This window comes from Methylomonas aurea, from assembly GCF_024505045.1.
GTDB lineage: Bacteria > Pseudomonadota > Gammaproteobacteria > Methylococcales > Methylomonadaceae > Methylomonas > Methylomonas aurea.
Window position 1 is genome coordinate 239,422 of record NZ_JANIBM010000004.1, and the last position, 11,779, is coordinate 251,200.

At 56.2% G+C, this 11,779-nt stretch carries 9 protein-coding genes; 2 read left to right on the top strand and 7 right to left on the bottom strand.

Going from position 1 to position 11,779, the window contains the following annotated elements; genetic code table 11:
* The first annotated feature begins 15 nt into the window (after positions 1-15).
* Positions 16-618 (top strand): Maf family protein, encoded by a 603-nt coding sequence (locus NP603_RS05820; protein ID WP_256609975.1) that lies wholly within the window; start codon positions 16-18, stop codon positions 616-618.
* Here the strand turns inward: NP603_RS05820 and NP603_RS05825 are convergent.
* From NP603_RS05825 to dusA, 7 genes are read right to left on the bottom strand one after another with little or no spacing between them, the layout of a single operon-like run.
* Positions 615-1,463: an HDOD domain-containing protein gene (locus tag NP603_RS05825; protein WP_256609977.1), complete on the bottom strand. Its 849-nt coding sequence runs from the start codon at positions 1,461-1,463 to the stop codon at positions 615-617. The two genes, NP603_RS05820 and NP603_RS05825, sit on opposite strands and share 4 nt — an antisense overlap.
* Complete coding sequence (locus NP603_RS05830) at positions 1,464-2,039, bottom strand: lytic transglycosylase domain-containing protein (RefSeq protein WP_256609978.1); 576 nt, start codon at positions 2,037-2,039, stop codon at positions 1,464-1,466.
* Between the two features lie 25 nt (positions 2,040-2,064).
* Positions 2,065-3,261, bottom strand: coding sequence for a formate-dependent phosphoribosylglycinamide formyltransferase (gene purT / locus NP603_RS05835; RefSeq protein WP_256609979.1), 1,197 nt, complete (start codon positions 3,259-3,261; stop codon positions 2,065-2,067).
* The gene (locus NP603_RS05840) at positions 3,258-4,850 is read right to left on the bottom strand and encodes a MutS-related protein (protein WP_256609980.1); all 1,593 of its coding nucleotides are present in this window, start codon (positions 4,848-4,850) and stop codon (positions 3,258-3,260) included. The genes purT and NP603_RS05840 overlap by 4 nt, the downstream gene beginning before the upstream one ends.
* 32 nt (positions 4,851-4,882) lie before the next feature.
* Positions 4,883-5,860 (bottom strand): ferrochelatase, encoded by a 978-nt coding sequence (hemH, locus tag NP603_RS05845; protein ID WP_256609981.1) that lies wholly within the window; start codon positions 5,858-5,860, stop codon positions 4,883-4,885.
* A 4-nt stretch (positions 5,861-5,864) separates the two neighbouring features.
* The gene (gene folE, locus NP603_RS05850) at positions 5,865-6,410 is read right to left on the bottom strand and encodes a GTP cyclohydrolase I FolE (protein ID WP_140912158.1); all 546 of its coding nucleotides are present in this window, start codon (positions 6,408-6,410) and stop codon (positions 5,865-5,867) included.
* Between the two features lie 39 nt (positions 6,411-6,449).
* Entirely contained in the window at positions 6,450-7,442 is a 993-nt protein-coding gene (dusA, locus tag NP603_RS05855) for a tRNA dihydrouridine(20/20a) synthase DusA (protein WP_256609982.1), read from the bottom strand.
* A 458-nt stretch (positions 7,443-7,900) separates the two neighbouring features.
* Between dusA and NP603_RS05860 the strand changes: the two genes are divergently transcribed.
* A complete protein-coding gene (locus NP603_RS05860; protein WP_256609983.1) occupies positions 7,901-11,749 on the top strand; it encodes a DUF1631 family protein in 3,849 nt (1,282 codons plus the stop codon).
* Positions 11,750-11,779 lie beyond the last annotated feature (30 nt).

Below are 11,779 nucleotides of genomic sequence, written 5' to 3' on the forward strand. Positions count from 1 at the left end.
GACAACATACTAACCGTGACCGATATACATCCTATTGTACTGGCATCGAGTTCCGCCTACCGCCGCGAGCTGCTGAAGAAACTGGCGATCGATTTTAGCTGTTGCCCGGCGAACGTCGATGAAACGCCCCGACCGCATGAGTCGCCCGCCGACCTGGCGTTGCGCTTGTCCATCGAAAAAGCGTTGGCGGTCGGTAGTGCTTATCCCGCGCATTTGGTGATCGGCTCCGACCAAGTAGCGGCATTGGCCGGCAAAGTCCTGGGAAAGCCGGGGAGCCGCGAACGGGCCGTCGCTCAGTTGCAGCGCCAATCGGGCAGAGCCGTATCGTTTTACACCGGGCTTTGCGTATTGGATAGCGCCAGCGGACAGTACTTTACCGCTCTGGATCGGTGCGAGGTGCATTTCAAGCCCTTGAGCCTGCAGCAGATCGAGTATTATCTGGACGTAGACCGCCCCTACGATTGCGCCGGCAGTTTCAAATCGGAAGCGTTGGGTATCGCCTTGTTCGATAAAATTTGCGGTGAAGATCCGAACGCCTTGGTCGGCTTGCCGTTGATCAAACTCGTAGGTTTGCTGCAACAATTCGGCGTCGACGTGCTGCGACCGGTCGCGGGTTAGGGTGGGCTGAGCAAATCCAGCATTTGTGGCAGTTCCCGGTCGACTTGGTCGGCAATTTCCAGAATTTGCTCGCGGCCGATACGTGCCAGGGTCAGGGTTTGCTTGGAAAAGCCCGCCGCGGTGTTGGCCCGCTCCTCTGGTGTTTTGCTGTCGACCAGACGGCAGGCCACATACAGTAGATGCGCGTCCAGTTTGTGAAGTAGCGCTTGTTCAGGTGTTAGATAGCAGCCCACAGTCTCGTAAAGGCTTTCGGGGAGGTCCCAACTCTTCAATAACTCGCGACCCACCTCGGCATGAGTGAAGCCCATCAGGTTTTGCTCGAGGCCGGGAATCAATCGCCGGTCGCCGTTGGCGGCCAGCAGCGCCTGGCGGCTGGGCTCCGGCAGGCGGTGGTAGAGCAGCAGCGAGCCGATATCGTGCAGCAGGCCGGCGATAAACAGCCGTTCGGCGTGCAAAACCGCGCAACGCTTGGCCAAGGCCCGCACCAGAACCGCACAATGGATGCTGCGCCGCCAGAATCCGGCCATATCCACCAATTCGCAGGGTATTTGCCGGAACCGGTCGGCGATGCAGGTTGCCACGACCAGGCCGTACAAGTCGTCGACGCCGATTACGGTAATGGCCCGCGATAACGTGTCTATTGGGGCCTGGAAGCCGTAGAAAGGGCTATTGACGATGCGTAACAGGCGCGCCGACAACGCCGGATCGCGGGCGATTACGGTGCCTATTTCGGCAGGGGAGTGTCGCGTATCGCGGATCATCTCGTTGAGTTGGTAATAGATATCTGGCAACGAGAACAGTTCGGTCGAGCCGGCAATCAATTGTTTTATCGCGGCGGCCTTCACTCAGCTTTTCCGGTATAGCGACAGTACGTGTTGCACGTAATTGCGGGTTTCCGGGTAAGGCGGAACGCTATTGCCGTACTTCATCACCGCACCTTCGCCGGCGTTGTATCCGGCTACGGCCAAGGTTAAATTCGAGTTGAACATGGCTAGCAGGTCTTTCAAGTAGCGGGTACCGCCGTCTACGTTCTGTTCGGCGTCGCGGCGGTCGGTTACGCCATAGCGGCGGGCCGTATCGGGCATCAATTGCATCAAACCCACTGCGCCGGCTGAGGATACGGCATTCGGATTATAGGCCGACTCGGCCTGTATTACCGCATGCAGCAGTTTCGGGTCCATTTGGTGTTTGGCGGCGGCCTTGGCGATCAAATCGTTGAATTTGAGCTTGTTGCCGGACATGAATTTCAAATCGTGGTGGTACGTGCGCGGCCGGGTGCGAATGATCAGTCGATAGTCGAAACCTTTTTTCGGTTCGTCTGTGTAATACACCCGGCCGTCCGGAGCGACATATTTGTAGATGTCTGCGCCGGAATCTGCGATTGGCGCAAAGGATAAGATGGCGATCAGCAGATGTTTCATCGCTTTGCCCTCACGTTGCTTCAGATCATTGCTGGATGTTGACCGCAGCAGCGGCTTGCAGGGCCTTGGTTCGTGCCGACTCGACCGTATCCCCGGTCGCCAGGGCGACGCCCATGCGCCTGGCGCTGAAGGCTTCCGGTTTGCCGAACAGGCGCACGTCGGTATCCGGTATTGCCAAGGCCTGCTCCAATCCTTGGTAAGTGACGGCTTTGGCGTCGATGCCGCCCAGTATTACCGCGCTGGCGGCGGTTTTATCCAAGCCGGGGTTGACCGGCAAACCCAAAATCGCGCGGGCATGCAGGTCGAATTCGCTCTGGCGCTGGCTGGCCATCGTCACCATGCCGGTATCGTGAGGCCTCGGACTGACTTCGCTGAACCAGACTTGATCGCCGGAGACGAACAGTTCCACGCCGAACAGGCCCAGTCCGCCCAACGCATCGGTGACCTTGCCGGCGATTTGTTGTGCCAGAGCGATAGCGTTTTCGCTCATGGCCTGCGGTTGCCAGCTTTCCCGGTAGTCGCCGTGTTCCTGACGGTGGCCGATCGGTTCGCAAAAATAGGTCCGCACCCGGCCTTCCGCATCCAGGGCGCGCACGGTCAATAACGTGATTTCGAAGTCGAAATCGATTTTGGCTTCGACGATGACTTTACCGGTATCGGCACGGCCGCCGGCTTTGGCGTAATCCCAAGCCGCCTGCAATTGGTCTGCGCTTTTCACCATAGACTGACCCTTGCCCGACGACGACATGGTCGGTTTGACGAAGCATGGGTAACCGATGCCGCCCTCAACTGCGGCCCGCAATTGTTCGAAGCTGTCGGCAAAGGCGTAATCCGAAGTGGGCAGGCCTAATTCTTCAGCCGCCAATTGGCGGATACCTTCCCGGTTCATCGTCAATTGGATGGCGCGAGCATTCGGCACCACCGTGGTTGATCCGTCGCGTTCGATTTCTGCAAGCGCGTCGGTGGCGATCGCTTCCAGTTCGGGGACGATAAAGTGCGGCTGTTCCCGAGCGACCAAGGCTTTGACCGCCGCGGCGTCGGTCATGTCGATCACGTGGCGGCGGTGGGCCACCTGCATCGCCGGAGCGCCGGGGTAGCGGTCGACCGCTATCACTTCCACGCCGTAACGCTGCAGCGAGATGGCGATTTCCTTGCCCAACTCGCCGCTACCGAGCAGCAGGGCTTTAGTGGCGGAAGCGGTGTCGGGTGTACCTATTTTCATGAATTGGCTAAGTAGTTATCGATATCTTGTTTGGAAAAGCCGATTTTCTTTGCTACCCGATCGGCATGGCTGACGCGGGAAATGCCGTCGATCAGCTTGAAGGTCGGCATGTCGTCGGCGAATTCCACTTGTTTCGGCGTCGCCACCCGGCGATTGACGAACACGTCGACCAATTGGTGGTTGTGGGTGATCAGGATCGTGCTGTTACCCTTGCGGTAAAAGCCGTCCAACACGTCGATCGAAGATTGCATTTTCTCTTCAAAAGTAGTGCCTTCCGCCATTTCGTCAAGCACCACCAGGCTGTTGCTACTCGCCGCCAGGAAAATGTCGCGGGTGCGTTTCAACTCGGTGCCGAAGCGGCCTTCGCCGTCGTCGAGGTGGCTGATTTCCGGTGCCTGGTAGAAAATCCGATCCGCTACGATCAGTTTGGCGGCCCGGGCTGGAACGTAGCAGCCGATTTGGGCCAGTAATTGAATTTGAGTAACGGTTTTGCAAAACGCAGTCTTACCGCCGCTATTGGGCCCGGTGACGCAGACCAGGCGTTCCTCGCCCATGCTGAAATCGTTGCCGACGTAGTTCGGGTTTTTGTGGCCGAGTACCGGATTTTTCGCGTCCTGCAATTCAATCGAGTGGTGGTCGCGGTCGAGCAACTCCGGCAATACGGTTTCGCTGCCGTAGTTCTCGGCATATTTGATAAAGGCCAACAATTCGTCGAGTTGGCCCAGGCCATCCAGCAGTTCGCCGAGTGCCGCAGAATTTTTGTAGATGTCGCGCAACGGTATGATGCAGTTGTCGCGGTCGTAGCCGCCGACCACCGGGATATAGGCCAAGGCCAGGGGCAGGAAAAACACCGAGGCCACCGACAGGCCGTCGCGGGTGACCTGGAACATGTCGCTCGGGAAAATCCGGGTCAATCCCCAGATTGCGGTAACCAACACTGCGATCAATAGCGGTTTGAACAGTGTTGGCCGGAAAATCGTGGCCGGGGCAAACGAGTTTTTACGTTGTTCCTTGCTTTGCAGGCCTTTTTCGCTGTTGTAGACCGGGCCGACCATCAGCGAGTATTCGTTGCTTTGGGCGAAATTACCGATTTTGTCGAATACGCTTTGCAGATAAGGGCTTTGCGGCCGGCCGGAATTGTAAATGGCGCCGACCAGATTCAGCACCACGCGAATCCCGCGCACGTATTGTTTGTAGCCGTAGCCCTCGATCTGATTGTCTTCGCGGGCGGTGCCGAAACCGCCCAGGAATTCGCCGAACAGCAGCAGATACAAGCGGTTTTCGCCGGCGGCGGCATTGGCGACGATATTCTCTATGTTTTCCCGGACGGCAGGGTTGTCGCGAATTTCGCGCACGGCGTCTTGTTTGGCGGCAATCGCTTCGCGGTCGTTCATGGGCTGGGCCAGCGAACGGTACAGTACGGCTTGGCCGGCCAGGGTGCTGGCGTAATTGACGTTGTCGAACAGTTCGTCGACCTCGATCGTATTGAAAGCGCCCTGGTCGATCACTCCCGCACCGGTTGCCAGTGGTTCGGTAGAGCGGGCCTGAGGCCATTCGCCGTTCCAGCTTTGTAGAATATTCTGTTGCATGCTGCCTCCCCCCGTTTTTATCTGCCGCGACGTCAGCGCGCGGTTCGTATTAACTCTAGCATCAGCTCGACGTGGGCGTCGCTGTCGTTCAGGCACGGAATGTAGCGGTAGCTTTCGCCGCCAGCTTCCAAAAACAGTTCGCGATTGGCGATTGCGATTTCTTCCAGCGTTTCCAGGCAGTCTACCGAAAATCCGGGACAGATCATGTCGATTTGGCGGATGCCTTGCTTGGGTAGTTCCTCAAGCACTTCCACGCAATAGGGTTTCAACCATTCCGCACGGCCGAAGCGCGACTGAAACACCAGTTTCCATTGCGTTTCGGCCAGGCCCAATTGCTCGGCAATCAAGCGGGCGCTGGCCTGGCATTGGTAATAGTAAGGGTCGCCCCATTCGGTCAATTTGGCCGGCAAGTCGTGAAAGGACATCACCAGCAATTGCGCTTGGCCGTTTTGTTGCCAATGTTGCTGCACCGAGGCGGCGACAGCGGCGATGTAAGCCGGGTGCTGGTGAAAATCGCTGATAAAACGCAGGCCGGGCATATGCCGCCAGTCGACGAATTCGTCGGCGACGATGTCGAAAATCGAGGCCGTGGTGGTCGACGAATATTGGGGGTAGAGCGGCAGTATCACGATTTCGTCGACGCCTTGTTTTTTCAGATCGCGTAATTTGTCGCGCAAGGCCGGTTTGCCGTAGCGCATCGCGCAGTCGATAGTCAGCGACGGTCCGCCGTGACGCGCTTTCAATTTTTCGGTCAATTGTTGGCTGAATACGATCAGCGGCGAACCTTGTTCGGTCCAGATCGACTGGTAGGCATGGGCGGATTTGCGTGGCCGAAACGGCAGCACGAACAGATTCAATATCAGCCACCACAGCGGTCGCGGCAGGTTGACGACCCGCGGGTCGCCCAGGAACTCGCGCAGGAAACGCCTGACGTCTCCGGTTTTCGGCGAAGCCGGCGAACCGAGATTGACCAGCAATACGCCGGTTTTTCCGGCAGGAGTTTCGCTCATCGGCTTATTTTCGGTTGATCAGATTGAGGAACTCGGAACGGGTGCTGATTTCCTGGCGGAAAATGCCGCTCATCACCGAAGTGGTCATCACCGAGTTTTGCTTTTCGACGCCGCGCATCATCATGCACAAATGTTTGGCTTCGATCACGACCGCGACGCCGCGGGCGTCGATGGCGGTTTCCACCGCGTCGGCGATTTGCCGGGTCAACTGTTCCTGAATTTGCAACCGCCGGGCGTACATGTCGACGATCCGAGCCAGTTTCGACAAGCCCAGTACCTTGCCTTGCGGCAGGTAACCGATGTGGCATTTACCGATGAAGGGTAGTAGATGGTGTTCGCACAGCGAATAGAGTTCGATATCCTTGACGATGACCATATCTTCGGTATCGGCTTGGAAAATGGCGCCGTTCAAGACGTCGTCCAGGTTCTTTTCGTAACCGTTGTTCAGGAACTTAAAGGCTTTCGCGGCCCGTTTCGGCGTATCGCGCAAACCTTCCCGGTTCACGTCTTCGCCTATCGCCTGAATGATTTTGGAGAAATATTCTTCCATCGCCGCCCCTGGGTAAAAAAATGCCGTGAGTATACAGGATCAAAAAGTAAATGCCAGAGCGTCCAAAACCACCTGAAAACCGGCGCCTGGTTTGCCGGCATTCTCGCTCAGATGCCGGCGCCAGGCCCGGGCTCCGTCCGCACCGTGGAACAGGCCGAGCATGTGGCGGGTGATATTATGCAGGCGTTGGCCACTTTCCAATTGCTGTTCGATATAAGCTTGCATGGCCATCGCGATCTGCTGCCGGCTGCGCAGCGGCCGTTCATCCCGGAAAATCCGTGCGTCAACCTGCGCCAGCAGGAAAGGGTTATGGTAAACCTCGCGGCCCAGCATGACGCCGTCGACCTGGTTCAGCAAAGCTTCCGCGGCATCCAGGGTATTAATGCCACCGTTTATCACAATCTCAAGTTCCGGAAAATCTTGCTTCAACTGAAACACCACATCGTAACGCAATGGCGGAATCTCGCGGTTTTCTTTCGGCGACAATCCTGATAGCCAAGCCTTGCGGGCGTGGACGATGAAAGTTTTACATCCGGCACGGGCGACTGTAGCGATGAAATCGACCAACTCGGCGTAGGAGTCGCGGTCGTCGATGCCGATGCGAGATTTGACTGTCACCGGAATCGAAACCGCATCGCGCATGGCTGCGACGCAATCGGCGACCAATTGCGGTTCTGCCATCAGGCAAGCGCCGAAGCGGCCGTTTTGTACCCGATCGCTGGGGCAGCCTACATTAAGGTTGATTTCATCGTAACCATAGGCGGCGCCAATACTCGCGCATTGCGCCAATTCGGCCGGATCGCTGCCGCCCAGTTGCAAGGCCACGGGATGCTCTGCCGCGTCGAATTGCAAATGCCGTTCGGCATTGCCGCGCAAAATTGCGCCGGTGGTTACCATTTCGCTATATAACAAAGTATGCCGGCTCAAGAGCCGGTGGAAGTAACGGCAATGGCGGTCGGTCCAGTCCAACATCGGCGCGACGCTGAAACGGGACGCCGCAACAGACGGCGGGGCGAATGAGGGGGTGATCATGCTGTATTTGTGGAATTTCGGGCAATGCGGGGCTTATGCTGACAGCCGGCCGCGAACAGGGCGCCGCCGGCCGAGCTCCGTTTGCCGGAGATGTATTTCGGCGGCCATTGCTATCATTGTACACGGACCTGCACCGGGATGTTTCGGCCAAGAGCCTCCCGGCCGGCCCAATCGGTGTCTCTTTCGTTAGTAACAGGTGATTAAGTCTACGGCTTTAGACCCCCAATCAACGCGAATTTGCGGCGATCGGCGGCTATTTGTGCGTTCCGTGGAGCTGGTGTAGTATTGGATTCGAGAGTTAACGCCGTTGTTAGAGGCTTTGCCGCAGAAGCCAATTTTCGCGTATGCCGGATACCTGATTCGCGTTTTCCAGCCCGATACGGGCTGCACCGCTCGGTCGTTTTTTGGAGGCCCCATTTTGGATTTGCCGATCGATACAATTTCAATTTTCGTTTTACATGCCTACCAATATTAACAAACCGAAGCAGCGCAGGTACATCCGCTATCCGATCGAGCTGGCAGCCGTGTTGGTGGTCGACAACCGGTTGAGTTTCGACGGAGTGATTTTGGATTTCTGTCAGGGCGGCTTTTTTGTGGCGCTTAAAACGCCCGAACAAATTCCGTTGGATAAAACGGTTAAAGTCCGATTTTCGATCCCATCGGCGACGGGCGGCGAGAAATACGACATCGATGCCAGAGCGTTGCATGTTGCCGGCAGCGGTATCGGAATTGCAGTCGACAACATGCCGCGCAATGCGTTCGAGGCCTTGAAAAACCTGGCCAAAGCGCCGCTCAATGCGTTGTTGGCTGAGGCAAACGATGCCAAACCCAATAAGTTGGATCAGGAAAAACTGAGAAACCTGTTCAAAGTGTTTCTGATCGAAAACCTGCCGCCGCTATTGAACCACTATTACGAAATGGTGGGCGGTTATATTGCCGATTCCAACCAGTACAGCGAGTGCTTCACCAACCAGTCGATGTGCGACGATTTGGTCACGGTACTGAAAACCGGGAGGGAGAAGTTTATCAGCGAATTTTGCACCTCTGTGCTGTCCCAAGTCGACGACATTGCTAGGGATGGCTCCGACAAGGAGCGGTTGATTCCAGACTACAACGCGCTTTCACTGGTCGAGAAAGAGGATTTCGAAGACTGGCTGAATATGTCGCTGATTATCCGGAAGCTGGCCAACCATTACGACGAACAAATCAACCTAGTTGCCAGCGAAATCGGACGGATATTCGGTTTCAACGAAAGCGGCGTCGCCAATCCCGTTGCTCCTGCGGTGTTGTGCGATAGTTTTCGAGAGTTGGTGATCCAACTGGATCTGACCCGGAAAATCAACAGCTTGGTTTATAGCGCGTTCGGCAAGGTATTGTTCAACGATCTGAATGGACTTTACCAGAAGACTTATTCTTTCCTGTCGCGTAATCAATCCGCAGATAGAAAGCCGGTACGCCAGGAGCATTGGACCGACATCGGCAAATCCCGCGCCGCAAGTGGCGACACCCTTGCCGAGAAACGGCGACCGGGCCAAGCTGCGCAAGGGTTTGGCGGCGGCACAATGCCGGTGACCGCCGAGGTTCGCGAGCGGCGGCCGATCGGCCAAGTCGCGGCGACGTTGCTGGATTTATTGACCGAAACCGGTATCGATTATCCGGAACTCGCCGTATCGGCCGCCGCAGCGCGGCCGTCGGCGGCGGCACTATTCGATCGCGACGAAATCGCCGCGGCAATCGCCAAATTGCAGGAAAATCTGGCCGGCGAGCCCAAGCTGCATTGGGATGCCTCGGCGCTGAAACAGCGTTTGCAGGAGACCTTGAGCGGATTGGGGCTGGGCGCCAAATCGTTTTCCGCGGCCGATTTGCAACATCTGGAACTCTACGGCCGGTTTTTTGAAACGTTGTTCAACGACGTCGCCCAAACTTCGGAAATCAAGCCGGTATTGGAACGCATCCATTTGCCGCTGCTGTCTTTGGCCTTGCGCGGCGACGATTTTTTGAATGCCGATTTGCATCCGGTGAAAAATATTCTGAACCAATTGTCGACCTTGGAGCCGGCGGTCAAAGCCAATAGAGTCGTCAAAAACATTAACATCAAAACTGCGGTTGACAATATCGTTGCCCGGATTAACAACGAATCCAAAACCAACCCGGAGGTGTTCAAACAGGCCGAGCGGGAGTTGGAGGAACTTACCCGCCAGGTGACGCGGTCGGTCGACACCAATGTCAAACGCATCGTAGAAACCTACGAAGGTCAACAGAAGCTGGAGAAGGCGCGGCTTTCGGTACAGGCTGAAATCGACAAGCGCATCGCCGGGCGGGTGGTGCCGAAAGTGATTCCGGAGTTATTGCAATACGGCTGGCAACACCTGTTGCTGATCGCCGAATTGAACAGCGAGCGCAAACCCGAGGAGAAACGCACCTATTTGAAGGTGTTCGACGATCTGTTGTTCTGGTTGTTCGAACAGGATTCGATGCTGAAGATCCAGGCGGCCAGCATCCAGACCACGCTTGACTACGTTAAGGAGCAATTGACTTCGGTATGCACCAACGTGTTTTTTCTCGATAGCGTGGTCGACGAGCTGACCGCGTTGTTGCTGGGTAGCGGCGAACCGAAAGTGCGCAAACCGATGGCGACGGTCAGAATTCCGCCGGCCGATAGCGGCAGCCACAAAGATCTGCCGGTCAAGGAAGACGCTTGGCTGGCCCAGGTCGAGCAACTCAGCGTCGGCGATTGGTTTACCATGCTCCGCGACGGCCAGGGCTTCGAGGCGATGAAGCTGGTCTGGATCGGCGACTTGTTGGAGTTGTACGTGTTCGTCAACCGCGATGGACTCAACAAACTGGAATTGAGTAAGGAAGAATTGGCCGAAGCTATGCGTAGCGGCGACGCGATCAAAATGGAAAGCCTGGATTCGCCGCTGGTGGACAGGACCACCAACCTAATGTTGCAGAAGATGCATGAAAAATTGCTGTTCAATGCCACGCACGACCCGGTGACCGAGCTGTTTACCCGTGACGAGTTCTGCAAACAGCTCAAAAACGAGACAGGGCGGATCGGCGAAGCCCACCATATGCTGTGTCATATGGAAGTGCTTAACCTGCGGGTCATTGCCAATATCTGCGGTACTGCCGGCGTCGATCAATTGCTGAAAAGTTTGGCGGCAACTCTGGCGCAACATGTCGATAGCCAGGATTTGCTGGCGCGGCTCGGTGACGAATCGTTCGCGATTCTATTCAAGAACCGTTCCGCCGCGGAAGGTTTGGCTTCGGCGCGAAAGCTGGTGAAAGTGGTTAACGAAGCGCATTTCCAGTGGCAGGAAAGCAGTTTCTCGATCAGTGTCAGCCTGGGCTTGGCGCCGTTCGCGGCCGAATGTTATGACGTGCAGGAATTGCTGCGCCGGGCGGATTCCGCCAGCATGTCGGCCGAGCGCTCCGGGCCGAATAACGTGTTGGTGTTTTCCAGTGAAGACGAGAACTTGCGTTACCAGGAAAAGCTGCACGAATGGATCGGTCGGATCGACAAGGTGTTGGCAGAAAACCGCCTGTTCGCTCGCTGCCAGATGATTGCCGCCACCGATCCGTTTGCGGGCAGCCATCTGCATTATGAGATATTGCTTGGCGTCACCGGCGAGGACGGCAATGTAATCCCGCCAGACCATTTCATTCCGGCGGTGGAGCGTTGCCAGCGCATGCCGGAGATCGACCAATGGGTGGTTAATAATGTGTTCGACTGGATCGCCGGCAACCGGGGGGTGTTCGATAAAATGGACGGGTTCTCGATCAACCTGTCAGGCCAATCGATCAACAGCGAGGAGTTTCTGGAATTTCTGAAATCGGTGTTGGCGGCGGGCAATGTGCCTAGCGAAAAGATCACGTTCGAAATCACCGAAACCGTCGCGGCCGAAAACTTGGGTTTCACCAAAAAATTTATCGGTGCGATCAAAAAATTCGGCTGCAAATTTTCCCTCGACGACTTCGGTTCCGGATATTCGTCTTATTCCTACCTGAAAAATCTCAATGTCGATTATTTGAAGATCGACGGCGCCTTAGTCAAAGAAATACATAACAACAAGGCCGACGTCGCTATCGTCAAATCGATGAATGAAATCGCCCATTCGATGGGGCTGCAAACCATCGCCGAATATGTCGAGAACAACGAAATCCGCAGCGTGCTGAAGGAGATCGGCGTCGATTTTTGCCAGGGCTACGGCATAGAAAAGCCGATACGCTTGGCTGAGTTGAGCGAGAAACTGCCGCCCAGCGAGTTGTTTTCGTTCGAAAACGTCGAATTCTGGGGGTTTTGACCGCGGTCAAACTCGCGGGTCGGCGCGCCC

What these genes read in the sequence shown, in the direction of transcription:
- NP603_RS05830 (WP_256609978.1), bottom strand. Translation starts at nt 2,039, where the DNA reads ATGAAACATCTGCTGATCGCCATCTTATCCTTTGCGCCAATCGCAGAT.
- purT (WP_256609979.1), bottom strand. Translation starts at nt 3,261, where the DNA reads ATGAAAATAGGTACACCCGACACCGCTTCCGCCACTAAAGCCCTGCTG.
- NP603_RS05840 (WP_256609980.1), bottom strand. Translation starts at nt 4,850, where the DNA reads ATGCAACAGAATATTCTACAAAGCTGGAACGGCGAATGGCCTCAGGCC.
- hemH (WP_256609981.1), bottom strand. Translation starts at nt 5,860, where the DNA reads ATGAGCGAAACTCCTGCCGGAAAAACCGGCGTATTGCTGGTCAATCTC.
- folE (WP_140912158.1), bottom strand. Translation starts at nt 6,410, where the DNA reads ATGGAAGAATATTTCTCCAAAATCATTCAGGCGATAGGCGAAGACGTG.
- dusA (WP_256609982.1), bottom strand. Translation starts at nt 7,442, where the DNA reads ATGATCACCCCCTCATTCGCCCCGCCGTCTGTTGCGGCGTCCCGTTTC.
- NP603_RS05860 (WP_256609983.1), top strand. Translation starts at nt 7,901, where the DNA reads ATGCCTACCAATATTAACAAACCGAAGCAGCGCAGGTACATCCGCTAT.